We start from the raw sequence: 25,440 nt of genomic DNA on the forward strand, positions 1-25,440 counted from the left end.
CGCCAGAAATTAACCGGCGGCACTTTCCACATCGAGAAGGTAGCCAAAGCCGCGCACCGTTTGGATGCCGGCCCCGGTACCTTCTAGCCGTTTACGCAGTCGGTACACATAGACCTCGACCGCATTCTCGCTGAAATCAGCATCCCATGCCGACAGTGAATTGACGATCTGCCGCTTGGTGACCACGCGGCCAGCACGCGCCATGAGCATTTCCAGCACAGAAAGTTCACGCACCGACAGGGCAAGCCGTTCGCCATTTACGCGCACTTCGCGCCCGACGGAATCGAACACCAGCGGACCCGCTTCGATGGTGGGTTGTGCCTGCCCCGCGCGTCTGCGTCCAAATGCACGCACGCGCGCAGCAAGCTCTGCGAGCTCGAATGGCTTGGTGACATAATCGTCGGCGCCTGCGTCCAATCCTGCAACGCGATCTTCGACGCCATCGCGCGCTGTAAGAATGAGCACGGGAACCTGCTCGTTGTTGGCCCTGAGCTTGCGCAATATTTCCAATCCGCTTTCGCCTGGCAAGTTGAGATCAAGCAATAGCAGGTCGTAACTTTGCCCGGCAACAGCGCCAACTACCTGTTCACCATCGGTGAGCCAATCCACAGCGTAGCCTTGTTCCATCAGGAACTCCTGCAACGCATGGCCCAACGTGGTGTCGTCTTCAATAACTAGGACTCTCATGGGAAGATTCTATATCGAACTGGAACAAAACGGCAGATTTGACGAAAGCACGCGCCCAACCGTTACAAAACTGAACAGCAGCTAAATAACGCCGGCGTGAGAAAGCAAATCGGCGGCCCTTTGGGCCGCCGATTTGTATGCCTGAAACGGACCCTCCTAGGGTTGGCCCGTAACGGTTGCAGTTGGCACAGCACCAGCCCCTGCTTCTGCGGCCGCCGGGGTGGCGGCTGGCGAGCCGGGTAGCGAACCTGGTGCAGACATATCGGTACCAGGCCGGGTGATGAAGCCGAGCCGCTTTAGCCCAGCGCCCTTGGCCTCGCTCATAATGCGTGCCAGCACTTCATAGCGAGTGTTCAGGTCCGCGCGAATACGTAGTTCGGGCTGAGGATCCTGCTTGGCCTCTGTGGCAAACTGTAGCTTGAGTGCTTCGGGACTGATCGGCGTCTCGTTCCAGAACATGGCGCCATCGGCGTCTACCGCAAGATCGATAGCCTTGGGCTCCTGTTCGACCGGCTGCGCGCTAGCCTGAGGGACGTTAATCTTGATCGAATGGCTAAGCAGCGGTGCGGTGATGATGAAGATCACAAGCAAAACCAGCATGACGTCGATAAGCGGCACCATGTTGATTTCGTTGACGGTGTGGCTGCCCGCCTTGCTGTTAAAGCTTCCGAAAGCCATTTAGTTTCCTTTGGAGGCTGCAAGCGTCACGCGACGCCCTTTTCCATTCCACTCGAAGGCTTGTTGGCCCGTGGACAGGAAGGTGAACAGATCATGGGCAAACGCATCCAGGCGAGCCAGATAAACACGATTGCCCCGCACGAAACCGTTATAGGCAAGCACCGCCGGAATCGCGACAGCCAGACCCAGGCCTGTCATGATGAGCGCTTCGCCGACGGGGCCTGCGATGCGGTTGATGGTGACACCATCAGTAGACATGCCGATTCCGACCAATGCGTGATAAACGCCCCACACCGTACCGAACAACCCTACGAAAGGCGCCGTGGAGCCGATGGAGGCGAGAACTGTAAGACCATTCTCGAACTTTGCGGTTTCCTCATCAATGACCTTGCGGATGGTGCGTGTCACGAAGGCACCGGTAGAGCCTTTTTCTTCGAGTTTGAGCGCGCCGTACTTGGCATGGTGATTCTGCGCGTGAATGGCGTGACTGGCCAGGTGTGCAAAGGGCTCGCTGGCGCCATGCGTGCGAATTTCGTTCTCGACCTGATCGAGCGAGCTGGCAGCCCAGAATTCGCGCAGGAACTTGTTGGACCGGCTGCGCGTACGCCAGTTGGTGAATGATTTTACGAAGATCAGATACCAGCTGATCAGCGACATGAGCACCAGAATACCGAACAAGGATTTGCCAACCAGGTCGCTTTGGGAGATGAAATGCAGCATGCCGGTTGCAGTCACCTTGGTATCTGCTGCGACGGATGCTGCCTCGGCGGCCGCTGGCGCCGCGTCGCCTACCTGGGCCAGCACATGCATCGCGCTATTGAGTAAATCGAACATTCGTCGGTCCTATAAAACAAAGTCAAATGGGATATCGGCCATCGCCCTGTAGGCAATGCCGTTTTCTGTATAAGGCTTGAAGCGCGCGGATCTGGCTGCCTTCAGAGCGGACTCGTCCAACCTCTCGTAGCCGGACGTGGACTGCACCGAAGCATTCAAGACAGAGCCCTCGGGCGAAATAAGTACGCGGATGACCACACGCCCCTGCTCTCCTCGCCGTTCGGATGCGCGCGGATAGACAGGCGCAGGACGGCGGCCAAGATAGTCGACCTTGCCGATCATTCTCGGACGATTCGGATCGACAGGCTTGGCAGGCGCCTTAGGTGCAGCAGGCGCCGCGGCCTGGCCCGACGGCGCAGCTTCCTTGATAACAGGCGCAGGCTTCTCAACGGGCTTGGGCTGTGGCTTAGGTTTTGGCTTGGGCTTGGGTTTGGGTTTTGGTTCAGGCTTGGGCTCGGGCTTTGGAGGCGGTGGCGGAGGTGTGATCGCCTCGGGTTCGGGCTCTTCAACAACTGGTTCGGGCTCGGGTTCGGGCTCAATCACGGGTTCGGGTTCAGGCTCGACGACAGGTTCCGGCTCGGGCTCCGGTTCGACAACGGGCTCGGGCGGCTCGATGACCTCTGGCTCCGGTTGTGCGATTTCTTCCGCGGGTTCCTCGACTGGGGCTGCGTCCACGACTTCGTCGGCGATCTCTACAAAGCGTACTTCAACAGATTCGGGAAGTTCTATTTCTGGCTCGGGAGGCGATGCAATGATAGCTGCCAAGACAGCTAAATGCAGGCCGAGCGCGCCCAGGGCGCCGGCAACCTTGGTGATGACCAGGCGTTGATTTGCTTGAACACGAAAACGCGACATGAATCCAGCGGTGAAAAGTGATTGCACAGCGAGTGTAAACCGCACAATCCGCTGTATGCTAAGTGCCGAATAATAGCATTAATGCGAACCATTCGCAATTGAATAAGTGGCCAAAATGTAAACAAATAACATGTCAACTCTGGCTAATACGCATGTAGTGCTGTGCAAGTCATCCGCAGGCTGACATTCTTATCCTCGCGCGGTATGCAGCGCCCCTCACCACGGCGCGGGGGCAACCCCGGCCGGGCTGGCCCGGCCTTTCTCGTCCTCGCGCGATGCGCGCAGGCGCATCGCTTCCTGGGCCAAATGAAAAATGGCTGTCTTGCGACAGCCATTTTTTGTATCGGGTGGTGCCCAGGAGAGGACTCGGTCACACTGGCGCGACCCCGGCCGGGCTGGCAGGCCCGGCCTTTCTCGTCCTCACGCGATGCGCGCAGGCGCATCGCTTCCTGGGCCAAATGAAAAATGGCTGTCTTGCGACAGCCATTTTTTGTATCGGGTGGTGCCCAGGAGAGGACTCGAACCTCCACACCTTGCGGCACATGGACCTGAACCATGCGCGTCTACCAATTCCGCCACCTGGGCACATGCTGCACGGCTAATGCTTCGCGTGCACGGCAATCTCTTCAACAGAGACGCGAAATAATAACAGACTTTTACCTCGCGCGTGGAGCGGGCGCTGGTGTGATCAGCCTTGCTCTCCTCGCCGCTCCCACACAACGCTGAACCCGACAGCGCACCACCCTGAGAGCGTTTCTGTATTAACGAAATCCTATACGGGTAATCCCGTATGAAAATTATCTTTCATCAAGCAGATAATCATGTAAATTTACTATCTTTCTGTACTACCTGCCAATTACTCACGCGAATTGGCTTTATGGGCCACCCTTATAGTGAGCAAACAAAAACCTTCCGTCGACACAACGGCCTCTTCCATCGCTGGCAGAATCGCCAACACCATGTCCACCCTGAGCGCTTCACACCGGCGCATGGCGGACTACGTACTGGCCCATCCGTTCAAAGTCGCCATGATGTCCATCGATGAGTTCGCGCAAGAATGCGAGGTATCCATCGCCACCGCGAACCGGTTCGCCCGGGCGCTTGGGCTGCCCGGCTATCCACAGTTTCGCGCGGAACTGGCCCGTGGTTTCGAGGAAACGCTGGAACCCATCGAACGGCTGCGCCTGGAGCGAGGCAAATCCGCCAGTGCTGCCGACATCATCGCTGCCTCACTTTACGAAGATCAGCGCAATTTTGAATTGACACGTATGTCACTGAGCGCCGAACAATGCGAACGCGCCGTTCAGGCCGTGCTCACAGCGCATCGCGTGTTCATCATTGGTTTTGGTTCCAGCGGATTTCTCGCAGGTTTGCTGCAGCGTGGCCTGAGCCTGCATTGCGCCATGGTGGAATCGCTGGCCGGCCCGGGCGGCGTCTCTCATGCAGCACGAGAGCTTTCGCGTATCACGCCCGACGACCTGGTCATCGCGATCGCGTTTCCGCGTTATCTGGCCGACACCATCACATTGACCAAGGCCGCCAAGGCACGAAGCGTTACGGTACTTGCGCTGACAGATAAGCCCAGCTCGCCGCTGGCTCCGCTGGCCGACATCAGTTTGTACGCGCATAGCCAGCGCCAATTGCTTTCCAATTCCGAGACGGCCGCGCTGGGCATGATAGAAGCCTTGTCGGCCGCCGTCGCGCATCAATCCAAGCATTCTGTTACGACAGCCGCCCTGCTCACTGAATCGGTGATGCCTTGGCTGATACATGGGGAACAACACAATGATTAAGCCTGTTCTGGCGATACACGGTGGCGCTGGCGCAATAGCCCGCGCCCAGACTACGCCCGCCGTCCGCCAGCAATATGAAGACGCACTGCGCGCCATACTGGCTGGCGGCGAGCGCGTATTGGCTCAGGGTGGATTGGCTTTGGATGCCGTCACTGAGGCAGTACGCCTGCTGGAAGAATGCCCGCTGTTCAATGCAGGGTATGGCGCTGTGTTCACCAAGACAGCAGAGCACGAGCTGGACGCCGCCATCATGGACGGGCGAACACGCAACTGTGGCTCGGTTGCGAACGTCAGGACCGTGCGCAACCCCATTCTGGCTGCGCGGGCGGTGATGGAGCACAGCCCTCATGTATTTTTTGTAGGGCAAAGCGCAGAAGCCTTTGCGCATGAACAAGGCCTGGAACGCGTGGAACCTTCGTATTTTTCCACGCCTGCACGGCGCGAGCAGCTGGCGTCAGCTCAGCGTTCGGGTAGCGAAAGCATTGTGCTGGACCATGATGCAGCGGCTGCCACGGCCCCACTGGATGAGCGCGACAAAATGGGGACGGTGGGCGCCGTGGCCATCGACTGCCACGGGAACCTTGCCGCAGCGACCTCCACCGGTGGCATGACCAACAAATGGCCAGGACGCATCGGCGACAGTCCCATCATCGGCGCAGGATGCTACGCCAACAATGCTACCTGCGCCGTATCCACCACCGGTAAAGGTGAGGCGTTCATCCGCGCCGTCGCTGCTTATGACGTTTCCGCCCAAATGGAATACGCCGGTCGCTCGCTCCAACAAGCCACTCATGACCTCATACACAACAAGCTGCCCGCCATCGATGGCGCAGGCGGACTGATCGCCATCGATGCTCAGGGGAATGTCGTCATGCCCTTCAATACAGAAGGCATGTACCGCGGCTACATCATTCAAGGCGATGCGCCTATTGTCGCAATACATCGATAGACAGCGGGCCGCGACGTTGCGAAGGCGCCGGCCTGGATGGCGACGGCATGTCAATGGTGCGACATCCTGAACGCTGCTCATTATTTTTTATGGATACACCGACCTGATGAAGGCACAGCAAACTCCTTCCCAATTGCTTTCCGAAAACCGTGTACTGCAGGTCGACGACCTGAGCGTACAGTTCAAGGGCGCCGAACGAACCATAGATGCCGTCAAGCATCTTTCATTTCATGTCGACAGGGGCGAGACACTGGCAATCGTTGGCGAATCAGGCTCGGGGAAGTCGGTCACATCGCTGGCGTTAATGCGTCTGGTCCATTACGGCGGCGGCCGCGTGATCAATGGGCAAATGCTGTTGCGAAGACGTAATGGCCAAATACTGGATCTGGCCACAGCCACCGGCGCGCAATTGCGTTCCGTGCGAGGCGCCGACATGGCGATGATTTTCCAGGAGCCGATGACATCGCTCAACCCGATCTTTTCGGTGGGTGACCAGATCGCCGAAACCCTGTGTCTGCATCAAGGCATGAGTGAACGGCAGGCGCTTGCCGAGGCGCTGCACATGCTGGATCAGGTGCGGATTCCCGATGCAAAGAATGTACTGGGCCGCTACCCACATCAGCTTTCAGGAGGCATGCGCCAGCGCGTGATGATTGCCATGGCGCTGGCCTGCAAACCTGCCTTGCTGATCGCGGATGAACCGACCACCGCGCTGGACGTAACGATACAGGCTCAAATACTTCAGTTGATCCGAGAGCTTCAGCGCGAAATGAACATGGGCGTCATCTTCATTACGCATGATATGGGTGTGGTAGCAGAGGTTTCTGACCGTGTGCTTGTCATGCTGCGCGGCGACAAGGTTGAATCTGGCCCCGCCCAGCAGATATTCGATCAGCCCGAACACCCTTATACCCGTGCGCTGCTGGCGGCGGTACCGCGGCTGGGCTCCATGCGCGGCACTGACCTGCCCGAACATTTTCCCGTGCTGTCGGCCACCGCCAGTGCCGCCGACGCAGCCGCCTTTGCATCTGCGCGGCTTGAGGAACACACCGCGCGCCAGGATCACACCGAACACGGCGCCAACAACAATACAGATGCCGCGGCCGCCCGTTCTGCCGCCATCGCACCTGCCAGTACCGTACAGCAGGGTGAACCGATTCTCAGCGTGCGCGATCTGTGTACGCGCTTCGACATCCGCACCGGTATTTTCAGTCGCGTAACGCGGCGCGTGCATGCGGTGGAAAAGGTCAGCTTTGATCTGTTTCCTGGCGAAACACTGGCGCTGGTAGGAGAATCCGGCTGCGGCAAATCCACGACCGGACGCTCATTGCTCAGGCTGGTCGAAAGCCAGGGCGGCGAGATCACCTTCCAGGGGCAGCAAATCGCAAGTCTGCACGGCCCTGCACTTCAGGCCCTGCGTCGCAACATTCAGTTCATTTTCCAGGACCCATTCGCCTCATTGGATCCACGCGTCACCGTAGGCTATTCCATCATCGAACCGCTGCTGATACACAAGGTGATGTCGCAGCGCGACGCAGAAAAACGGATGATCTGGCTGCTGGACAAGGTAGGCTTGCCGCGTGACGCGGCCCAGCGTTATCCGCATGAGTTTTCCGGCGGACAGCGGCAACGCATCTGTATTGCCCGCGCGCTCTCGCTCAGCCCCAAGGTAGTGATCGCGGACGAGTCCGTCTCCGCGCTCGATGTATCCATTCAGGCGCAGATTGTGAACCTGCTCATCGATCTACAGCAAGAAATGGGGATTGCCTTTTTGTTCATCTCGCACGACATGGCTGTCGTGGAGCGTGTCAGCCACCGGGTAGCGGTGATGTATCTGGGCCAGATCGTCGAAATGGGCCCGCGGCGCGCCATTTTTGAGAACCCTCAACACCCCTACACCAAAAAACTGATGGCGGCCGTTCCGATTGCGGATCCGGCGCGCCGGCATCTCGACCGCAAGCTATTGGTCGGCGAAATTCCCAGCCCCATACGGCGTGTAGGCGATGAGCCTATCGTCCAACCTCTCATCGAGGTGGCGGCTGGCCATTATGTAGCACACCATCAACCTGATGCTTCTTTTTAGTCGTCTGGAGGACAAAGCATGAAAAGCTTCAAGATCAAGAATACCGTGCTGGCAATGACACTGGCTACGGGCCTGTTCGCAGGTCTGCCAGCCATGGCCAGCGAAGACGTGACTGTCGCAGTCGAGATCGCCCTGGATTCGCTCGACCCCTACAACACCAACTCCACGCTTTCCCAGGCGGTGGGAAAAAGCTACTACGAAGGCCTGTTCCAGTTTGATAAAGACCTTAAGGTTCAACCGCTGCTGGCCGAAAGCTCTGAACCCAGCGAAGACGGGCTAAGCTACACCATCAAACTGCGGGACGGCATCAAGTTCCAGGATGGCACAGACTTCAATGCGGAAGCCGTCAAGGTCAACCTTGAGCGCGTGCTGGACAAGTCCAATGGCCTGGCGCGCTACAACCAGTTCAGCCGCATCAAAAGCGTGGACGCCGTGGATCCGCTCACCGTCAAGATTACGTTGAACGAGCCCTTCTCCGCCTTCATCAACTCGCTGGCTCATCCGTCGGCCATGATGATTTCTCCCGCGGCGCTCAAAAAATGGGGCAAGGACATTACCTTTCATCCCGTTGGCACCGGACCTTTTGAGTTTGTCGACTGGAAGCCTGCCGAGTACCTGAAGGTCAAGAAGTTCGACGGCTATTGGAACAAGGGCTATCCCAAGATCGATACCCTGACGTTCCGTACCGTGACCGACAACAACACGCGCGCCGCCATGGTACAGACGGGCGAAGCCCAGTTTGCCTACCCATTGCCTTTTGAACAAGCCAAGCTGCTGGAAAAGAACGACAAACTGGAAGTCGTCGCCGCGCCCTCCATCATCGCGCGCTACATCTCGATGAACATGCAGCACAAGCCCTTCGATGATGCACGCGTGCGCCAGGCGGTGAACTACGCCATCAACAAGGAAGCACTGGCCAAGGTTGCCTTTGCCGGCTATGCCTTTCCCTCGCAGGGTGTGGTTCCTCAGGGTGTTGCCTATGCCAAGAAGATGGATCCCTGGCCCTACGACCCCAAGAAAGCCAGGGAACTGCTGAAAGAAGCAGGCTACCCAGACGGCTTCAAAAGCATACTCTGGTCCGCCTATAACGACGGCACATCCGCCAAGGTCGTGCAGTTCCTGCAGCAGCAGCTCGGGCAAGTAGGCATCAAGGTTTCCGTGGAACTGCTTGAATCAGGGCAGCGCGTACAACGCGTGCAGTCCGCCCAGGATCCCAAGACAGCGCCTGTACGCATGTACTACGCAGGCTGGTCGGCCTCGACAGGCGAAGCCGACTGGGCGCTGCGCCCCTTGTTGGCAACCAGTGGCTGGCCACCTGTCTTCAACAATACCGCCTACTACTCCAACGCCAAGGTTGACGAGGACATCAAAGACGCCTTGCTGACGACCGATGACGCCAAGAAAACCGAGCTCTACGCGGATGCACAGGAACAGATCTGGAAAGATGCGCCATGGGCGTTTCTGACGACCATCAAGCTGTTGTCGGTGCATAACAAGAAGCTGACCGGCTTCAACGTCATGCCCGATGGCTCCTTCCAGTTCAAAGATGTCGACCTCCAACCCTGATTAGGGAACTCTGCGGCGGCTGCGCTTGACAGCCGGCCGCCGTGTATCTTGCTGCCATGTTCACATATATCGTCAAACGATTATTCGGCATGATTCCCACGCTACTGCTCGTTGCCGTCGTGGTTTTCCTGTTCGTACACGCCCTGCCAGGCGATCCCGCAAGACTTGCCGCCGGCCCTGAGGCCGATCAGGCAACCATAGAGGTTGTGCGCCACAAGCTCGGCCTCGATCTGCCTTTACCTCAACAATTTGTTCGCTATGTCACGCATATGATGCAGGGTGACTTGGGGAATTCACTCCGCACACGCCGCCCGGTATCCACCGAGATCGCCGAGCGCTTTATGCCTACGCTCCTGCTGACCCTCACCAGCATGATCTGGTCGGTCGTATTCGGTCTGGTCATTGGTGTGGTTTCCGCCGTATGGCGTAATCGCCTGCCGGACCGTGTCGGCATGACGGCGGCCGTATCCGGCATTTCGTTCCCGGCATTTGCCCTGGGAATGGTCTTGATGCAGATTTTCTCGGTGCAGCTGGGGTGGTTTCCCACCGTCGGTGCGGGAACCTGGCAGCACTATGTCCTACCTTCGATCACGCTGGGTGCCGGCGTCGCTGCCGTGATGGCGCGTTTTACCCGCGCAGCCTTTATCGAGGTGATGCAGGAAGACTATGTGCGCACGGCACGCGCCAAGGGCCTTGCCGAACGCATCGTCATCGTCAAGCACACCTTTCGCAACGCGCTTATTCCCGTCGTTACCATGATGGGCCTGCAGTTCGGCTTTCTGCTCGGCGGCTCCATCGTCGTCGAAGCCGTGTTCGCCTGGCCAGGTATGGGCAGCCTGCTGGTTGATGCGGTCAACCAGCGAGACTATCCGGTGATACAAGGCCTGATCCTGCTGTTTTCGCTGGAATTCATCGTCATCAACCTGATCGTCGATGTGTTGTACGGCATGATCAACCCTACCATACGCTACAAATAAGTGACCGCCATGACCCAAGCTACTTCCATCAGTCCGGCGCTCCCGCAGGCGGATGCCCCCATACGGACCCCCATGCGCGAATTCTGGCGCAAGTTTCGCAAGCAGAGACTGGCCATGTGGGCCGGCGTGTTTGTTGTGCTGCTCGTATTGCTGGCTATTCTGGCACCGTGGATCAGCCCATTTGATGCAGAGAACTACTTCGATTACGACGCCTTGAACAACCCACCGTCCTGGATTCACTGGATGGGCGTTGACTCCCTCGGGCGAGACATCTTCAGCCGCGTTCTGATGGGTTCACGTATCTCTCTGGCGGCAGGGTTTGTTTCCGTTGCGCTGGGAGCGCTGGTGGGCACCGTACTCGGGCTGCTGGCTGGCTACTACGAGGGCTGGTGGGATCGAATTGTAATGCGCATCTCCGACGTGCTGCTGGCATTTCCCGGCATCCTGCTTGCCATCGGTGTCGTGGCGGTATTGGGTTCCAGTATGGTGAACGTGATCATCGCGGTAGCGGTATTCAGTGTTCCCGCATTCGCGCGCCTTGTGCGCGGCAGTACCCTGGCCATCAAGAACATGACATACATCGAGGCCATGCGCAGCATCGGCGCATCGGATGCGGTCATCATATTCCGCCATATCCTGCCGGGCACCATATCGCCCATTGTGGTGTACGGGACAATGCGTATCGGCACTTCCATCATCACCGCAGCCAGCCTCTCCTTCCTGGGCATGGGCGCGCAACCGCCTACCCCAGAATGGGGCGCCATGCTCAATGAGGCGCGTTCCGACATGCTGCTGGCGCCGCACGTGGCGCTCTTTCCCGCGCTGGCTATTTTCCTGACCGTGCTGGCCTTCAATCTGCTGGGCGACGGCCTGCGCGACGCGCTGGATCCCAAGATAGACCGCTAACACAAGGCAGCCTTCCGCCCGGCTGTGGTCGGGACACCGCCCCCAACCCGCCAACAGTCGTTATGGCGCTACCGCCATTCTTTTAGCAAGTCATTTTTCTCATGCCGGATACCCATTTTTTTGCATCGCCCCGTATCGGATCGCTTCAATCGGGGCCCCATGACCGCCTCAGCGATGTGCCAGGCATAACGGTAGGCCACGCAACGCTGGCAAAAGAGGCCCTACAAACCGGTGTCACCGTCATTTTCCCGCATGAGGGTGACCTGTTTCTCGAGAAAACCCCTGCGGCGGCAACCGTCATCAATGGTTTCGGCAAAAGCCTGGGGCTGATTCAGTTGCAGGAACTTGGCGTCATCGAGACGCCCATCGCGCTCACGAATACGTTTTCAGTTGGCCAAGTGGCCACGGCACAGTTGCGGCAGTCCATTTCCAGGCACGTGGAGATTGGCCGCGAGTGGCCAACGGTCAATCCACTGGTACTCGAATGCCACGACGGCTATCTGAATGACATCCAGGCTTTCGCCATCCAGGAAACACACTACACGCAGGCCTGCGAGAGGGCGTCAGCCGATTTCGCACAAGGGTCGGTGGGTGCGGGCCGCGGGATGTCATCCTTTCATCTTAAAGGGGGAATAGGGTCTGCATCGCGCATCGCGCAGTGTGCAGCAGGCCATTACACCGTTGGCGCATTCGTGCTGTCCAATTTTGGCCGCCTGCCCAATCTGATCGTGGCTGGCCAGCCGCTGGGACGCGAACTGGCAAAACACCCAGCCGCTGGCGCGCCGGAGACTCTGCTGGAACAGGACAAGGGATCCATCATCATTGTACTGGCCACCAATGCACCGCTCGACACGCGGCAACTAGGGCGGCTATCCAGGCGGGCCGCCGCGGGCCTGGCACGTACGGGCTCCGTCTATGGCCATGGCAGCGGCGACATCGCGATCGCCCTGAGTACAGCCTATCGCATTCCCGCGCTGGCGCACGCACCCATGCCCAGCCTGCGCTTTCTGCATGAAACGAGCCTGGACCCCTTGTTTGAAGCGGCGGCCGAAGCCACTGAGCAGGCCATTGTCAATGCGTTGTGGGCCGCAACCACGATAAAGGGCCGGGATGGCCATACGCGAACGGCGATCCATGAACTATTACCTCAATGGCGCGAGCGCCTGACCCTTGGGAGTTCCCAATGAAAATACTGATTTCCGTAGATATCGAAGGCGTTGCCGGTGTGACGCACACAGAACAGACACGCAGCGGTAACCCGGAGTACGAACGTGCACGCGCCTGGATGACCGCCGAGGCCGACGCCGCCATCCGCGGCGCTTTTGACGGTGGCGCAACCGAAGTGCTGGTCAATGACTCGCACGGCGGTTTTCGAAATCTGCTTCTCGATCGTATGGATGAACGGGTGCAGATGGTAACGGGCAAGCCTCGCTATCTGGGCATGATGGCAGGCGCGGAACAAGGCTGCGATGCCGTATTTCTGATCGGCTACCACTCAGGCGCCGGCACGCCTGGCGTGCTTGCGCATACCATCAATAGTTTCGCCTTCCGTCGCGTGGCCATCAATGGCGTCGAACTCAATGAGGCGGGTCTGTATGGGGCGCTTGCCGGCGAGCTTGGCGTTCCCGTCGCGCTCATGACAGGCGATGACGTATTTCTGGCCGAAACGCAGCCGCGTTTTCCCAACGCGCTTACCGTGCAGACCAAGCAAGCCCAAGGGCATGCCAGTTGTATTTCGCTCTCGCCCGCGCACGCCTGCAGTCTGATTCACCAGGCAGCGGTGGAGGCCATTTCGCAGGTGCCTTCTCTCCATCCATATCGCCTACCCGGCCCAGGCTTTCATTGCGAACTGGCCACGCAAACGACCGGCCAGGCGGACTTGTTCTGTCAATTGCCCATGCTCGAGCGCGTGAATGCCACAGCGCTCAGCTTTGAGGCAAACAGCATGGAAGCCCTTGTACGGATGCTTAACAGCCTGTCGGCAATGTCGTTCATGCTGCGTTGACCCGAAATGCACATGACGCCTGATGTCGCGGCGAGTGCGTCGTTAAGTGCCTGGCAAATACCCTTCAGGCTTTCGCGCCGTCGTACGTCTGTACATCCAGGGCATCGAGATCGATGGCAGGAACACAACGCAGGTTCACCGCGCATATAGGCGAGCCATCAGGCTTGGCGCCACGTGCAAACGCTTCAATCCCACAGGCCTGGCAAAATTGATGGTCTATTTTGTGCGTGTTGAACTTATAGGACCGCAACGCCTCGCTGCCTTGCGTCACCTCGAATTGACTCGCTGGAAAGAACGAGAGCAATGCCCCCCTGCGCCGACAATGTGAACAGTTGCAACTGATTGCGGTGGTGGGAGGCGGTGCATCGACCTTAAACTGGACAGCTCCGCAATGACAACTTCCCTCAAAAGACATAAATCGCTCCTCGGATGATGAACAGGAGCGAGGCGGCGTTTGCCACTGAATGCCGCTAGGTGGAGACCGCTTCCAGCTCCCTCCTGATTACGTCAATAATAAACCTCTGGCGTTTCAGCGGCATTCTATTCATGACGCTGGAGACACTTACGGCAAAAATCGGTGCGCCAGAATGGCGGAGAATCGGCACGCCCACCCCCATCACACCAGGCACAGCGGCGTTACCCACTGCAGACCAGCCGCGTTCCCTGGTGTTCTGGATGAGCCTTCGCATCTGGCTGGCTGTCATGCCGCCAAAACGGACAAGTTTTTTATCATTCGCTGCCAATACCAATTCAATGTCGTCATCTGCCAAATTGGACAACAGCGCCAGGCCAGCCGCCCCTACCCCCAACGGCTGGCGATAGCCGATGGTGACAGTAAGCACCTGGACGGGATATGAACCCAGTTCGCGATGAACGCACAAGGAATCGCCGTCCTCCCGCCGGATGAGAAAGGATGAATCGCCCGTCTGCGCGCTGATACGCTGCAAGACTGGCTTTAACTGCTCGATTGTGCCGGCAAGCGTTGATGACGCCGCAAAGCGCGCGTAGTTAAACACATAACGGCGCTGCGCATCTGGCTCAAGCAAATAGCCCTGCTCAACAAGGACATCGAGAAACCGATAAACCGTCGTGCGCTGAACGCCTGTCTGCCTGGCAATCTCCGCGACCTTAAGACCATCGCCACCTGCACGATGCATTACATCCATGATAAGCAAGCCCCGTGCAAAGGTCTTGGGTCCTGTCGTGTCAGCTTCCTGTGTGGCCATCGCCCATCCTGTTTGTCCAAATTATAGACATTGATCATATTCCTATCGCATATATGTTGCTAGCATCCTGGTGAAACAAGATCCATATTGTTCATATTATAGACAAAGGAGACACCATGAGCCCTCTCGCCTTCATACGCGGCATCGCCCCCATAAAACTGGGCGTCGCCACGCTGTGCGCTGCCCTTGCCTGGACATTGCCTCTCCAGGCCGTAGCGGCATATCCCGAAAAACCAGTCACCATTGTGGTCGGCTACGCCGCCGGTGGCGCAACAGATATCCTGGCGCGTGTCGTCGCCAACGCTTTGGCTAACGAGCTGGGCCAATCCGTTATCGTTGAAAACAAGGCAGGCGCCAACAGCAATATCGGCGCAGAATATGTCGCCCGCAGCAAAAGCGACGGCTACACCGTTTATGTAGGCACCATCGCCAACACGATCAACCGCTCGCTCTACGACAACCTCAACTACGATTATCTGAAGGACTTCGAACCCGTCGGGTTGATGGCGACGATTCCCAACGTATTGGTGGTCAACCCGAAAATACCCATCAACACTGTGGGCGAATATATCGACTATGCCAAGAAAAATCCCGGCAAACTTACCTGCGCGTCATCGGGCATCGGTTCGTCCATCCACATGTCCTGCGAACTCTTCAAGATCCAGACGGGTACGGACATATTGCATGTTCCCTATCGCGGCAGCGGCCCCGCAGTCGCCGACCTGCTGGGCGGACAGGTCGACTCCATGTTCGACAATTTGCCATCGTCCATCGCTCACATCAAGGCGAAGTCGCTACGTCCGCTGGCTGTAACGACCAAGGAGCGCGTGACCGCTCTTCCCGATACGCCAACCTTTGACGAATCGGGCATCAAAGATTTTTTTGTGCATTCATGGTTTGGACTCTCGGTGCCTGCAGGCACGCCTGCCGATGTCATCTCGACACTCAACGTCGCACTGAACAAGGCCCTGCAATCGCCCGATGTGGTATCAACGTTCGAGAAGAGCGGCTTCACCGCACCCGAACAACCCAATACACCGGAAACGCTGAAAGCATTTACGCAGTCGGAGATCGATAAGTGGGCCGACGTCGTCAAGAAAGCCAATCTTTCCGCTCACTGATACCGCCGCCGTCATCATCATCACGTCACCCAGAGTTGCATATGCTACCTATCGATTTCCTGCACCGAGCAGTACTGCTGTATCCCGACAATATTGCCATCGAAAGCGCTACGGGGCAGATGACTTATCGGGAACTAGGCGTCGCGGTGCGCGCGCTGGCATGTGCTCTGCAAGCCGTCGACCCCGAGCCTGGATCACGCGTCGCGATGTGTGCCGCAAACGCTCCGGAATACATCGTGGGAATGATGGCGATACTGGCGGCCGGGAAGGTATGGGTGCCCTTGAACTATCGCAGTACGACACCCGAACTGGCGCGGATTCTGGACGTTACTGCGCCGATCTCCATACTGGTCGATGTTGCGGGAAGCACGCTGATTCCTGACGGCAAGGGTCAAAAAATAAATTTCTCCGAATTCCGGGCGTTAGCGGGCGCTTATCGCGATCAGCAGCCGGTCGCCCATGTTCGAGACCGCAACGATACGCAGGCAATCAAATTCACTGGAGGAACCACCGGCTTGCCCAAAGGCGTTATGCAACCGTGCAGGGCCTGGATGGCGAACATCATCAACCAGATCGGCGGATGGGATATCACGGCAGACGACAAGTTCGTTATCTGCGCGCCCATCAGCCATGGCACCGGCACCTATGTACTGCCATTTCTGGCGCAGGGCGCCACGCTGGTGCTCTGCCCATCCAACAATGCTGCCGACATTCTGCATGCATTCGAAACGCTGGGCGGCACCATCACTTTCATGCCGCCCACGCTCATCTACAAACTGATGGCGACACCGGGCGCACGAAGAGAAAACTTTCCGAATCTGCGCCTGATGATTTATGGGGGCGCACCGATGCCCGTTGAAAAAATCGCCATGGCCCAAGCGTTCTTTGGGCCCGTCATTGCGACGACCTATGGCCAAACAGAAGCCCCTCAAATCGCTACGCTGTTGCGACCCCATGAACTGATGGACCCCGACAACCAAGCCTCCGCTGGCCGAGCCACGTGGTATACGGACATCGCCATCGTGGATTCTGATGGGCGCACGCTGGCGCCAGGCGAGACAGGCGAAATCACGATACAGGGTGAGCTTGTCATGACGGGATACTGGAAATTACCGGAAAAAACCGCAGAGACCATCAAGAACAATCGTCTGCACACCGGCGATGTCGGTTATCTCGATGAGCGCGGATTTCTGTACATTAAGGACAGACTGCGCGACGTCATCATCACAGGCGGTTTCAATGTCTACCCTATCGACGTAGAAGGCGCTTTGTCGCAGCACCCAGCCGTGCATGAAGCCGCCGTATTCGGAATGGCGGACGACAAATGGGGCGAAACCGTCAATGCGGCGGTCGAACTCAAGCCTGGCCACGCCATCACAGAAGACCAGCTCAGGGCATTCGTACGAGAAAAGCTGGGTCCGGTGCAAACCCCCAAGCATATTCACTTCTACCAAAGCCTGCCACGCTCGTCCGTTGGCAAGGTGCTGAAAACCGTGATCAAGGAACAAGCCTTAGCTGCCTCGACGCACTCCGAAAGCCGCTGAGCCACATACATTCAGGAGACGCTACTTATGAAGCAACCTACGCCAACCACGGAGCTTTGCGCCCACACGCTGACCGGCATGAATTATCGGGACAAAGACCTGGTCAATGAATTGATCGGCGAGCGCACTTTTACCGATGTCATGTTCACCCAGATCATGGGCCGTCGGCCGCGCCCGGTCGATCTACGCATCGTCGACGCGGTGCTGATTACGCTGATGGAACACGGTCTGACCCCCAGCGCCATCGCGACCCGCTTGATCTATATGAGCGCCCCGGAGAATCTGCAGGGAGCGGTTTCTGCTGGCATTCTGGCCGTAGGAAGCCAGTTTGTCGGCACCATGGAAAACTGCGCCGCCCTGCTCGAACGCATCCTGGCCTCGAGCCACCCAGAGCAGGAAGCTCGCGCCATCGCTGTGTCATTCAAGGAGACCAAGGCACACTTGCCCGGGTTCGGCCACCATCTGCACAAGCCCGACGACCCTCGGTCACTGAAACTCATCGCACTCGCACAGCGCGAATCCGAGCTGCCACAGCAGCATGTGAACGCGCTGCTCACCCTGAACCACGCGATTGACGGCGTGTATGGCAAACACATCACCATCAATGCGACAGGGGCTGTCGCTGCGCTGCTGGGAGAGATAGGCATCCCCACGAAACTGATGCGTGGATTTGCGGTCATTTCGCGTGCAGCCGGACTTGTTTCCCATATCGCAGAAGAGCAGCGCACCCCCAGCGGTCGCTATATCTGGGAAAACATCGATCAAGCCATCCCTTACGTCAAAAACAGCACCGAGCGCTGAGTCATGCAGTTCAACGATAAGACGATCTTCGTGGGCGGCGCTGGCAGCAGTGCCCCAGGCTGGAGCATAGGCAAAGCGAGCTGCGTAGTGCTGGCGCGTCTGGGCGCGCGTATCGTCGCCGTAGACCGCAGCCTGGACGCCGCCGAGGATGCTGCGCGAGAGGTACGCAAGGCGGGCGGCACTGCCTTGCCTTTACAAGCCGATGTCGCCGACGCATCCGCCATGGCCGGAGCCGTGGCGCAAGCGACAAGAAAGTACGGCGGCATCGATGTGTACATCGCCAATGCCGGCATCGGAAAAATGGGCGGTGTGGCTGAAACTGATCCCACCGACTTGCATCACATCCACCAGGTCAACGTACAAAGCCTGCTGATTGGCAGCAAACTGATTATTCCTGCCATGCTGAAGCGCGGGGGAGGTTCGATTGTCACGGTTTCCTCCATAGCCGGCATACGCTACGTAGGCTATCCTCACCTGGCATACAGCGTCACCAAGGCTGCGGTCATTCATTTCACTCGCATGCTGGCCCAGGAATACGCAGAACAGGGTATTCGCGCGAATACCGTCGTACCCGGGCTGATCGACACGCCCAGAATCCAGGCTAATGTCGCGCGGGCCTATTCCGAAAGCGCAAGCGCAGACGCCATGCGAGCCGCACGCAATCAACAGGTTCCCATGAGGCGCATGGGTTCAGCCTGGGAGGTGGCAAATGCCATTGCCTTCCTGGCTTCAGACGGCGCGTCGTATATTACAGGGACTGAGCTTGTTGTCGATGGTGGCATCACCGGAAAATTCAACTGAAGATATTGCTTCTTCGCCGATATTGCAATTTCCCGTAAAATTGTCCGCCCTAACTGGAAAAACTTATGGCGGACGCTTACGAGCCCCTGTTTCATGGCCTTGAAACACATGGCTGGGCCGTGCAAGACCAGCTCTTGCCCGCACCGGTAGTCATGCAACTTTACCTTGCGAGCAGATACGCTTGGCGTCAAGGCTTCTTTCACGAAGCGCAAATCGGCTCGCCCGATCATCCCATCAGAAACCTGTCGATACGCGGCGACACGATACACTGGCTGGATCAGAACAATGCCATCCAAGGCTGCGTGGCCTTCCAGAGATGGGCTGACAACCTTCAGCTGCTCATGAACAGGCATTTTTTCCTGGGATTGCGCCGATCAGAGTTCCACTTCGCACGGTATGACAAGGGCCTGGGCTATCGGCAACATATGGATCAGCATCGCGGCCAGCCACACCGCAAGATTTCACTGGTACTTTATCTGAACCGGACATGGCACCAGCCGGATGGCGGCGAACTGTGCCTCTATGCGCCAGGCGATAAAACCCGGGAAATACGCCGCATCCTTCCTCAGTTCGGGCGCGTGGTTCTGTTCCGGAGCGATCTCATTCCCCATGCCGTTCTGCCCTGCAACCGGCCTCGTTGGAGCCTGACGGGCTGGTTCCGCACCGACAGCCTGCTGCTGGATACCATTGTGGCGTCACCCGCATCCAACGACGATCCCTTTCCGGGCGCGACGCCTTCGGGTGCTGCAGCCTGAGCAAGCTATCCGGCAAGCGCAAAGCGCTGCATTACAACAGCAGTCCGACCGGCAAAGGAACCTGCAGTATCTCTTTGAACAGCACATACAACACGCCTATCACCAGCAACCCGCTCGCAGAATAAACAAGCATTGTGCGAGGCGTCCATTTATCGTAGTTGCCAACAAGCAGCGCCAACGCAAAACACACGACACTGGTAGTGAGGAAGCCTATATGCTCGAATGAAAATGCCCAAATCAGCATGATCAGGAACATCAACAGGCGCCTTATTCCAGATCCGCCGGTTTCATGCTCGACACGCCTTGGCTTGCGCACACACTGAATCAAATACACAAGCGATAGCAGCATCATCAGCGTAGCGATCGTGCGGGGGAACACCGCACCAAGCGGTGAATAATTCCCAGCTGCCCACAAAATCCCAGCCCCCAGCAACAAAAACAACAGGCAGGCAATCATCCCCCTGACGTCCCGCTCATGCGGGCGGGTTTCTTGCGTCATGATTGCACTCCTTTTTTCTTTTTGAGCCGTTGCCGCAGCAGCGGATACATAAGCGTTACGAGCACCAACATGATGATCCCGATGCTGAGCGGCCGAGTAAAGAACTCTGCAAGCACATTGCCGCGGGCATTGCCAATCAGATAACCCTGAACAAATCCAGACTCCGCAATGCTACCCAGGATAAGTCCCAGCACAATGGGCGATTGGGAAAAACCGAAGCGTGCAAGCCACCAGCCTATGCCGCCCAGAACGACCATCAGAATCACGTCGTTGGCATTGTTATTTACCGCATAACTTCCCAGCACCGTCAGAAAGGCAACCGAAGGCGCCAGCACAGCCTTGGGAACCGCAACCAGCAGACGAAAGGCATAGCGTCCGAAAAACAACCCGACCGGAAGCATCAGCACAGTCGCAAGTATCAATCCATACATAAACGTAAAGACGATTTCGCTTTGCTCTGTGAACAACTGCGGACCAACCCTGATGCCTTGCACCAGCAGCGCACCCAGTATCACCGCATCCGGAGGGGTGCCAGGTATACCGAGCACCAGCGTAGGCACAAACCCGCCCCCTACTGTAGCGTTATTGGCAGACTCCGTGGCGACCACGGCATCAGGCACACCCGTTCCGTAAAGTTCGGGCGTTTTGGACGACCGCCGCGATTCAGAATACGAAACCAGAGCGGCGATAGACCCCCCCGCACCTGGCAAAATTCCTACGACCGTGCCGATAACGGAGCTTCTAATCAGATTGATGCGCCCCTTCCAGCATACGCTGAGCGCTTCGGCCAATCGATAGCCGGCGCCGTGCTTCCCCATCTTCATATGAGGGTTTGGCGTTGCGACCAAATCGATCAACACAGGCACGCAATAAAGCCCAATCAAGGCTGACACAATATCCAGCCCGCCCAGCAATGTCTGGGACCCACCCGTGAATCGTACGTCGCCACCGACTTCGGCCAACCCTATCATCGACAAGAGCAAGCCAATACAGCCTCCAATGGCAGCCTTTATCAGACTTCCCGCCGCCAGGGATGATATGAGCGTAAGGCCAAACATGGCGAGCCAGAAATACTCGACCGGACCGAACCGCAAGGCAAATGTGGCCAGCGGCGGCGCCAGAAGAATAAGAAATGCTGCGCCAACCAGCCCGCCGAACACCGACGCGACACAAGCCAGCGTCAGCGCAAGGTCGCCATCGCCCTTCTTGGCCATGGGATAGCCATCAAAGGTCGTTGCAATTGCCGACGGTGTGCCTGGCGTATTAAGCAGAATGGCTGCGTACGCACCGCCATAAATCGCGCCGGTGTATATCGCACCCAGCGCAATCAACGCGGTCGCGGGAGGAGCGCCGAACGTAAAGGGAACCAGTACGGCGACCGCCATTGTCGCCGTCAGTCCGGGCATGGCGCCAATAACAATACCTGCGCTAACCCCAGCCAAGGCAATCAGAAAATTGGCTGGCGACAGTACCTCAATCACGAATTCAAAGCCAGACATGCTCCTCCCTATCCATGCGTTGTTGAAGCCATCGCTGTCAGGTTGTCGTCGCTCAATGCGGCTTTATTCCGAGATCCTGGGCCGCGGCCTGCAATTCGGCCTTGGTTTTATCCATAAACGATTTCATCTCGTCCGGGCCAATATCGACCATGGTGAAACCGCTGTTTTCCATCTTCTTGATGAACTCAGGATCGGCATTGATCTTTCTGATGATGTCAGCCAGCGCCGCCTGCTTGTCTTCCGGCGTGGACTTGGGGACGGCAAGGCCGCGATAGACGCCACCGATCAGGTCATAGCCCAGCTCCTTGAAGGTAGGGCAATCCGGAATGGCCGGGTGCCGTTCCTCCAGCGCGACCGCAAGACACCTCACCTGATCGCCCAGCTGAAGCTTGACGGTGGTGTAGCCCCAAGAGGCATTCACCTGACTTCCCAATAGCGCTGTATTGACCGCGCCTGTACCCTTGAAGGGAATATAGGCCGTCTTGATATCTGCCATCCGATCGAAACGCGCCTTGGCCAGCTCATTGCCGGTTTTCGTGCCAGTACCACCAACGGTAATGCTGCCAGGGCTCGCTTTGGCCGCATTGACAAACTCCTCCAGCGTCTTGTACTTACTCGCCGCCGGCACAAGCAGCGCGTCGGGCGTGTAGTGAAACCAGTAGATAAGCTGAAGGTCGTCCGTTTTGTAGCCCACATTCTTGTCCATGGGCTGCAGAATGATATGGGGCAAGTTGGTACCCATCATGGTGTAGCCGTCGCCCGCCATGTTGTTCAGTTGCGACCAGCCAGCCGCACCGCCAGCGCCCGCCTTGTACTGAATGGCAATAGATTGCCCGCTATATTTCTTGAAAAACGGTTCTTGAAGCCGGGCCGAAACATCGGATTCACCTCCCGGGCCAAAAGGGATGATGTAGTTGATTGTATGCTCCGGAAACTCCGCAAAGGCGGATGCCGGCACAAAGAGCAATGCCGCTGCAAATGAGCACGCATAGCGGCTCTTGCGCATGATGAATTTCATGATTGTCTCCTTCCTTTTTTAGTTTGCTGCGTTTATCTCCTCGATACTGTCCGCTTTGTTATTGTTTGTTTCGATCATATCGCCCTGATACATTCATGTCAATTAAGTGATATATATGACCCATGAATCGAAAAATCAAATGCAATACATCCAAACATTTAATTTGTGGATATCATTGATGTTCTATATCTTATGTGCGTGCCAAGGCGAACGGCAACGCAGCGCATCAGGTGCGCTTGCCGTCTAGCCAGACCAACATTCAACAACAAGGGCTCATGCCATGACCAACTACTACGCCCCTCATGGTGGGCATCCCGCTCAAACTGAGCTGCTGACAGATCGGGCTATGTTTACAGAAGCCTATGCAGTCATTCCGAAAGGCGTGTACCGCGATATCGTCACCAGCAATCTGCCATTCTGGGACAACACTCGCCTTTGGGTGCTCGCCCGCCCGCTGTCTGGCTTTGCGGAAACATTCTCCCAATATATTGTCGAGGTAAGTCCGGGCGGGGGCAGCGACAAGCCCGAACTGGACCCCAACGCCGAAGGCGTACTGTTCGTTGTCGAGGGAGACATCACCCTGACGCTGCAAGGTACCGCCCATACGCTCAAGCCAGGCGGCTATGCATTCATTCCACCCGCATCCTCCTGGACGCTGCGCAACACCAGCGGGGAAGCAGCCCGTTTCCACTGGATACGCAAACATTATCAGGCCGTGGACGGGATCCCCCATCCCGAAGCTTTCGTCACCAATGAGCAGGATGTTGAAGCGGTGCCGATGCCAGGCACCGAAGGACGGTGGGCAACCTCTCGTTTCGTGGATCCGAGCGATGTCCGTCACGACATGCATGTGAATATCGTAACCTTCGAACCGGGCGGCGTCATTCCCTTCGCCGAAACGCACGTCATGGAACATGGCCTCTACGTGCTCGAAGGCAAGGCCGTTTATCGCCTGAATCAGGATTGGGTCGAGGTTGAGGCGGGCGACTTCATGTGGCTTCGTGCTTTCTGCCCGCAAGCCTGTTACGCAGGCGGCCCGGATCGCTTCCGCTACCTGCTGTACAAGGACGTGAACCGCCACATGAATCTGCTGCTGAACAGCCCGCGTTAATACACGCCGGCAACTGGCCTGCAACACGCGTTGTCCGGGATCAAAGGCGCTCCTTCTCCAGCATTGCAGAGAAGGCCGCCGTCAAATCCTTGACCAGCGGGTCGGCCGTGGGGCGGTGTATCAGCGCAATATCCATCGTATCGATAGGCGCAAATCCTTGCCTGTCGCTCAGCACCACATGCTCCAGCGTAACCGCCCTGGCCGGCAGAATGCTGATTCCCAGGCCATCCGCTACCGCAGCCTGTACGCCGCTGAGACTGGACGTGGTAAAGCTTATCCGCCAGCGACGCCCAAGCCGCTCCATGGCGTGGATCATGTCATCCCGGTATAAGCCGCGCGGTGGAAATACCACCAACGGAATAGGATCCTGATCAATCGAGGGATTGCGGGCGCTATCGATCCAACGCAACTTCTCAGGCCAGGATGCCACTGTCTCGCGGCTATTGCGGCGCTGCTTCACCAGCACCAGGTCCAATTCGCCATTGTCATACTTGTCGCTGACGTCTCGGCTCAGCCCGCTGGTCACCTCAAGTTTCACCTCCGGATGTTGGCGATTGAACGCAGCCAGCATGTCTGTCGTCGGGCCCGCCGCAAAGTCTTCGGGAACGCCAAGGCGCACGGTGACAGCCACGGCAGCGCCGGACAAGGCTTCCTGCATCTCATCGTTGAGGGCCAGCATCCGACGGGCATAGCCGAGCAAGATCTCTCCCGCATCGGTAGGCTGAATATTCCGGTTGCCGCGAACCAATAGCCTGTGTCCGGCAATCTCCTCAAGTCGCTGCACTTTCTGGCTAATGGTTGATTGTGTCGAATGCAGCCTGGTTGCAGCCGCTGTGAAGCTACAGCAATCCGCGACCATGACAACGGCTCTCAGCAAATCAAGATCGAACAGAGCCCTATTCAGTTTTACACTGACTACCATCTGGATAGTTATCTTTTAAATGTATTAGGAGGGTTTTACCATGTTACTCAGACGCCTATCCATTTATCTCATGTTCGGCACAGCCGCCCTGGCCTGCACGGCCACGGCAGCCAGCGATAACGCGCTGGATAAGGCGTTACAAGAAGCCGCGCAACATGGTCACGCAAAAAAAATACCGCTGCTGATCAACAACGGCGCAAACGTCGAAGCGCGTGACGCCAACGGAAGCACGCCGCTACTCATCGCGACTCTCCACAACGAAGTAGGCGCCGCAAGCGTTCTGATTGAGGCAGGCGCAGATGTCAACGCCAAAAACACCATCCAGGATAGCCCTTACCTCTACGCTGGCGCGCGAGGCCACAACGAGATACTGGCAATGACGCTGGCGCATGGCGCTGATCTTGAAAGCACAAACCGATATGGCGGCACTGCATTGATCCCTGCTGCTGAACGCGGACATGTGGAAACGGTGCGCACGCTGATCCAGGCTGGCGTCAACGTCAATCATGTAAATAATCTGGGCTGGACAGCCTTACTGGAAGCCATCATCCTGGGCGATGGCGGACCGAGACACGTTGAAATCGTACAGCTTCTGGTGGACGCCGGTGCGGACGCCAATCTGGCAGACGGACAAGGCGTCACACCCCTGCAACATGCCCGGCAACGCGGCTATGGCGATATAGAGGCAATCCTGTTACACGCGGGCGCGCAAAGCCGCTGACACCGCCTCCCCGGTTGGCTCGGCCCAACTGCCGGCGTTACGAACTGACCGACATCACCACAGCTCAAGCGCTGCCGATAATCTCCGGC

25 protein-coding genes and 1 tRNA gene are annotated in these 25,440 nt (G+C 57.6%); 15 read left to right on the forward strand and 11 right to left on the reverse strand.

Features of this window, described 5'->3' with window-relative positions; translation table 11 throughout:
- Positions 1 to 9 precede the first annotated feature (9 nt).
- The 5 genes from ERE07_RS18405 to ERE07_RS18425 all read right to left on the reverse strand — a co-directional run bounded on the left by ERE07_RS18405 (position 10) and on the right by ERE07_RS18425 (position 3,639).
- The gene (locus ERE07_RS18405; protein ID WP_130010511.1) at positions 10 to 687 is read right to left on the reverse strand and encodes a response regulator transcription factor; all 678 of its coding nucleotides are present in this window, start codon (positions 685 to 687) and stop codon (positions 10 to 12) included.
- A 156-nt stretch (positions 688 to 843) separates the two neighbouring features.
- Positions 844 to 1,365 carry an ExbD/TolR family protein gene (locus ERE07_RS18410; RefSeq protein ID WP_130010512.1) on the reverse strand — a complete coding sequence of 174 codons (522 nt, stop codon included), beginning with the start codon at positions 1,363 to 1,365 and terminating at the stop codon, positions 844 to 846.
- On the reverse strand, positions 1,366 to 2,199 hold the full coding sequence (locus tag ERE07_RS18415; protein ID WP_130010513.1) for a MotA/TolQ/ExbB proton channel family protein: 834 nt from the start codon (positions 2,197 to 2,199) through the stop codon (positions 1,366 to 1,368).
- 9 nt (positions 2,200 to 2,208) lie between these two features.
- A complete protein-coding gene (locus ERE07_RS18420) occupies positions 2,209 to 3,054 on the reverse strand; it encodes an energy transducer TonB (RefSeq protein ID WP_130010514.1) in 846 nt (281 codons plus the stop codon).
- A 500-nt stretch (positions 3,055 to 3,554) separates the two neighbouring features.
- A tRNA-Leu gene (locus tag ERE07_RS18425) sits at positions 3,555 to 3,639 on the reverse strand.
- Positions 3,640 to 3,947: 308 nt separating this feature from the next.
- Between ERE07_RS18425 and ERE07_RS18430 the strand changes: the two genes are divergently transcribed.
- The 8 genes from ERE07_RS18430 to ERE07_RS18465 all read left to right on the forward strand — a co-directional run bounded on the left by ERE07_RS18430 (position 3,948) and on the right by ERE07_RS18465 (position 13,333).
- On the forward strand, positions 3,948 to 4,847 hold the full coding sequence (locus ERE07_RS18430; protein ID WP_425330994.1) for a MurR/RpiR family transcriptional regulator: 900 nt from the start codon (positions 3,948 to 3,950) through the stop codon (positions 4,845 to 4,847).
- On the forward strand, positions 4,840 to 5,796 hold the full coding sequence (locus tag ERE07_RS18435) for an isoaspartyl peptidase/L-asparaginase family protein (RefSeq protein ID WP_130010515.1): 957 nt from the start codon (positions 4,840 to 4,842) through the stop codon (positions 5,794 to 5,796). The genes ERE07_RS18430 and ERE07_RS18435 overlap by 8 nt, the downstream gene beginning before the upstream one ends.
- 106 nt (positions 5,797 to 5,902) lie before the next feature.
- Positions 5,903 to 7,879, forward strand: coding sequence for a dipeptide ABC transporter ATP-binding protein (locus ERE07_RS18440; RefSeq protein WP_130010516.1), 1,977 nt, complete (start codon positions 5,903 to 5,905; stop codon positions 7,877 to 7,879).
- Between the two features lie 18 nt (positions 7,880 to 7,897).
- A complete protein-coding gene (gene gsiB, locus ERE07_RS18445) occupies positions 7,898 to 9,445 on the forward strand; it encodes a glutathione ABC transporter substrate-binding protein GsiB (protein WP_130010517.1) in 1,548 nt (515 codons plus the stop codon).
- A 56-nt stretch (positions 9,446 to 9,501) separates the two neighbouring features.
- Entirely contained in the window at positions 9,502 to 10,422 is a 921-nt protein-coding gene (gsiC, locus tag ERE07_RS18450; RefSeq protein ID WP_130010518.1) for a glutathione ABC transporter permease GsiC, read from the forward strand.
- 9 nt (positions 10,423 to 10,431) lie between these two features.
- Positions 10,432 to 11,328: a glutathione ABC transporter permease GsiD gene (gene gsiD, locus ERE07_RS18455; RefSeq protein WP_130010519.1), complete on the forward strand. Its 897-nt coding sequence runs from the start codon at positions 10,432 to 10,434 to the stop codon at positions 11,326 to 11,328.
- Between the two features lie 101 nt (positions 11,329 to 11,429).
- Positions 11,430 to 12,515 (forward strand): DmpA family aminopeptidase, encoded by a 1,086-nt coding sequence (locus ERE07_RS18460; protein WP_130010520.1) that lies wholly within the window; start codon positions 11,430 to 11,432, stop codon positions 12,513 to 12,515.
- Positions 12,512 to 13,333 carry a M55 family metallopeptidase gene (locus tag ERE07_RS18465; RefSeq protein ID WP_130010521.1) on the forward strand — a complete coding sequence of 274 codons (822 nt, stop codon included), beginning with the start codon at positions 12,512 to 12,514 and terminating at the stop codon, positions 13,331 to 13,333. Before ERE07_RS18460 ends, ERE07_RS18465 begins: the two co-directional genes overlap by 4 nt.
- A 64-nt stretch (positions 13,334 to 13,397) precedes the next feature.
- On the opposite strand, the gene ERE07_RS18470 is transcribed toward ERE07_RS18465, so the two are convergent.
- Both ERE07_RS18470 and ERE07_RS18475 read right to left on the reverse strand, forming a co-directional pair.
- The gene (locus tag ERE07_RS18470) at positions 13,398 to 13,748 is read right to left on the reverse strand and encodes a GFA family protein (RefSeq protein ID WP_130010522.1); all 351 of its coding nucleotides are present in this window, start codon (positions 13,746 to 13,748) and stop codon (positions 13,398 to 13,400) included.
- A gap of 55 nt (positions 13,749 to 13,803) precedes the next feature.
- Positions 13,804 to 14,559: an IclR family transcriptional regulator gene (locus ERE07_RS18475; RefSeq protein WP_130010523.1), complete on the reverse strand. Its 756-nt coding sequence runs from the start codon at positions 14,557 to 14,559 to the stop codon at positions 13,804 to 13,806.
- A 116-nt stretch (positions 14,560 to 14,675) separates the two neighbouring features.
- On the opposite strand from ERE07_RS18475, the gene ERE07_RS18480 reads away from it, so the two are divergent.
- The 5 genes from ERE07_RS18480 to ERE07_RS18500 all read left to right on the forward strand — a co-directional run bounded on the left by ERE07_RS18480 (position 14,676) and on the right by ERE07_RS18500 (position 19,581).
- Positions 14,676 to 15,680: a Bug family tripartite tricarboxylate transporter substrate binding protein gene (locus tag ERE07_RS18480; RefSeq protein WP_130010524.1), complete on the forward strand. Its 1,005-nt coding sequence runs from the start codon at positions 14,676 to 14,678 to the stop codon at positions 15,678 to 15,680.
- A gap of 41 nt (positions 15,681 to 15,721) precedes the next feature.
- Positions 15,722 to 17,224: a class I adenylate-forming enzyme family protein gene (locus ERE07_RS18485; protein ID WP_130010525.1), complete on the forward strand. Its 1,503-nt coding sequence runs from the start codon at positions 15,722 to 15,724 to the stop codon at positions 17,222 to 17,224.
- A gap of 27 nt (positions 17,225 to 17,251) precedes the next feature.
- Positions 17,252 to 18,025, forward strand: a complete 774-nt coding sequence (locus ERE07_RS18490) for a citryl-CoA lyase (protein ID WP_130010526.1) — start codon at positions 17,252 to 17,254, stop codon at positions 18,023 to 18,025.
- 3 nt (positions 18,026 to 18,028) lie between these two features.
- Positions 18,029 to 18,826: an SDR family NAD(P)-dependent oxidoreductase gene (locus ERE07_RS18495; protein WP_130010527.1), complete on the forward strand. Its 798-nt coding sequence runs from the start codon at positions 18,029 to 18,031 to the stop codon at positions 18,824 to 18,826.
- 65 nt (positions 18,827 to 18,891) lie between these two features.
- Positions 18,892 to 19,581 (forward strand): 2OG-Fe(II) oxygenase, encoded by a 690-nt coding sequence (locus tag ERE07_RS18500; protein WP_167670988.1) that lies wholly within the window; start codon positions 18,892 to 18,894, stop codon positions 19,579 to 19,581.
- Between the two features lie 31 nt (positions 19,582 to 19,612).
- Here ERE07_RS18500 and ERE07_RS18505 read toward each other — a convergent pair whose 3' ends face one another.
- From ERE07_RS18505 to ERE07_RS18515, 3 genes are read right to left on the reverse strand one after another with little or no spacing between them, the layout of a single operon-like run.
- On the reverse strand, positions 19,613 to 20,080 hold the full coding sequence (locus ERE07_RS18505) for a tripartite tricarboxylate transporter TctB family protein (protein WP_130010528.1): 468 nt from the start codon (positions 20,078 to 20,080) through the stop codon (positions 19,613 to 19,615).
- Positions 20,077 to 21,579 (reverse strand): tripartite tricarboxylate transporter permease, encoded by a 1,503-nt coding sequence (locus ERE07_RS18510; protein WP_130010529.1) that lies wholly within the window; start codon positions 21,577 to 21,579, stop codon positions 20,077 to 20,079. Before ERE07_RS18510 ends, ERE07_RS18505 begins: the two co-directional genes overlap by 4 nt.
- 52 nt (positions 21,580 to 21,631) lie before the next feature.
- Complete coding sequence (locus ERE07_RS18515) at positions 21,632 to 22,597, reverse strand: tripartite tricarboxylate transporter substrate binding protein (RefSeq protein WP_245153777.1); 966 nt, start codon at positions 22,595 to 22,597, stop codon at positions 21,632 to 21,634.
- 280 nt (positions 22,598 to 22,877) lie between these two features.
- Here ERE07_RS18515 and ERE07_RS18520 point away from each other — a divergent pair, with 280 nt between their 5' ends.
- Positions 22,878 to 23,708 (forward strand): bifunctional allantoicase/(S)-ureidoglycine aminohydrolase, encoded by an 831-nt coding sequence (locus tag ERE07_RS18520; RefSeq protein WP_130010530.1) that lies wholly within the window; start codon positions 22,878 to 22,880, stop codon positions 23,706 to 23,708.
- A 40-nt stretch (positions 23,709 to 23,748) separates the two neighbouring features.
- Here ERE07_RS18520 and ERE07_RS18525 read toward each other — a convergent pair whose 3' ends face one another.
- Positions 23,749 to 24,612, reverse strand: coding sequence for a LysR family transcriptional regulator (locus ERE07_RS18525; RefSeq protein ID WP_130010557.1), 864 nt, complete (start codon positions 24,610 to 24,612; stop codon positions 23,749 to 23,751).
- A 58-nt stretch (positions 24,613 to 24,670) separates the two neighbouring features.
- On the opposite strand from ERE07_RS18525, the gene ERE07_RS18530 reads away from it, so the two are divergent.
- Positions 24,671 to 25,351, forward strand: coding sequence for an ankyrin repeat domain-containing protein (locus ERE07_RS18530; protein ID WP_130010531.1), 681 nt, complete (start codon positions 24,671 to 24,673; stop codon positions 25,349 to 25,351).
- Positions 25,352 to 25,440: the final 89 nt, after the last annotated feature.

The sequence above is a fragment of the Allopusillimonas ginsengisoli genome, assembly GCF_004153455.1.
Lineage (GTDB): Bacteria > Pseudomonadota > Gammaproteobacteria > Burkholderiales > Burkholderiaceae_B > Allopusillimonas > Allopusillimonas ginsengisoli.

Excerpts from the sequence above, each read along its gene's own strand:
- ERE07_RS18405 (WP_130010511.1), bottom strand. The coding sequence starts at position 687 with ATGAGAGTCCTAGTTATTGAAGACGACACCACGTTGGGCCATGCGTTG.
- ERE07_RS18410 (WP_130010512.1), bottom strand. The coding sequence starts at position 1,365 with ATGGCTTTCGGAAGCTTTAACAGCAAGGCGGGCAGCCACACCGTCAAC.
- ERE07_RS18415 (WP_130010513.1), bottom strand. The coding sequence starts at position 2,199 with ATGTTCGATTTACTCAATAGCGCGATGCATGTGCTGGCCCAGGTAGGC.
- ERE07_RS18420 (WP_130010514.1), bottom strand. The coding sequence starts at position 3,054 with ATGTCGCGTTTTCGTGTTCAAGCAAATCAACGCCTGGTCATCACCAAG.
- ERE07_RS18435 (WP_130010515.1), top strand. The coding sequence starts at position 4,840 with ATGATTAAGCCTGTTCTGGCGATACACGGTGGCGCTGGCGCAATAGCC.
- ERE07_RS18440 (WP_130010516.1), top strand. The coding sequence starts at position 5,903 with ATGAAGGCACAGCAAACTCCTTCCCAATTGCTTTCCGAAAACCGTGTA.
- gsiB (WP_130010517.1), top strand. The coding sequence starts at position 7,898 with ATGAAAAGCTTCAAGATCAAGAATACCGTGCTGGCAATGACACTGGCT.
- gsiC (WP_130010518.1), top strand. The coding sequence starts at position 9,502 with ATGTTCACATATATCGTCAAACGATTATTCGGCATGATTCCCACGCTA.
- gsiD (WP_130010519.1), top strand. The coding sequence starts at position 10,432 with ATGACCCAAGCTACTTCCATCAGTCCGGCGCTCCCGCAGGCGGATGCC.
- ERE07_RS18460 (WP_130010520.1), top strand. The coding sequence starts at position 11,430 with ATGCCGGATACCCATTTTTTTGCATCGCCCCGTATCGGATCGCTTCAA.
- ERE07_RS18465 (WP_130010521.1), top strand. The coding sequence starts at position 12,512 with ATGAAAATACTGATTTCCGTAGATATCGAAGGCGTTGCCGGTGTGACG.
- ERE07_RS18470 (WP_130010522.1), bottom strand. The coding sequence starts at position 13,748 with ATGTCTTTTGAGGGAAGTTGTCATTGCGGAGCTGTCCAGTTTAAGGTC.
- ERE07_RS18475 (WP_130010523.1), bottom strand. The coding sequence starts at position 14,559 with ATGGCCACACAGGAAGCTGACACGACAGGACCCAAGACCTTTGCACGG.
- ERE07_RS18480 (WP_130010524.1), top strand. The coding sequence starts at position 14,676 with ATGAGCCCTCTCGCCTTCATACGCGGCATCGCCCCCATAAAACTGGGC.
- ERE07_RS18485 (WP_130010525.1), top strand. The coding sequence starts at position 15,722 with ATGCTACCTATCGATTTCCTGCACCGAGCAGTACTGCTGTATCCCGAC.
- ERE07_RS18490 (WP_130010526.1), top strand. The coding sequence starts at position 17,252 with ATGAAGCAACCTACGCCAACCACGGAGCTTTGCGCCCACACGCTGACC.
- ERE07_RS18495 (WP_130010527.1), top strand. The coding sequence starts at position 18,029 with ATGCAGTTCAACGATAAGACGATCTTCGTGGGCGGCGCTGGCAGCAGT.
- ERE07_RS18500 (WP_167670988.1), top strand. The coding sequence starts at position 18,892 with ATGGCGGACGCTTACGAGCCCCTGTTTCATGGCCTTGAAACACATGGC.
- ERE07_RS18505 (WP_130010528.1), bottom strand. The coding sequence starts at position 20,080 with ATGACGCAAGAAACCCGCCCGCATGAGCGGGACGTCAGGGGGATGATT.
- ERE07_RS18510 (WP_130010529.1), bottom strand. The coding sequence starts at position 21,579 with ATGTCTGGCTTTGAATTCGTGATTGAGGTACTGTCGCCAGCCAATTTT.
- ERE07_RS18515 (WP_245153777.1), bottom strand. The coding sequence starts at position 22,597 with ATGAAATTCATCATGCGCAAGAGCCGCTATGCGTGCTCATTTGCAGCG.
- ERE07_RS18520 (WP_130010530.1), top strand. The coding sequence starts at position 22,878 with ATGACCAACTACTACGCCCCTCATGGTGGGCATCCCGCTCAAACTGAG.
- ERE07_RS18530 (WP_130010531.1), top strand. The coding sequence starts at position 24,671 with ATGTTACTCAGACGCCTATCCATTTATCTCATGTTCGGCACAGCCGCC.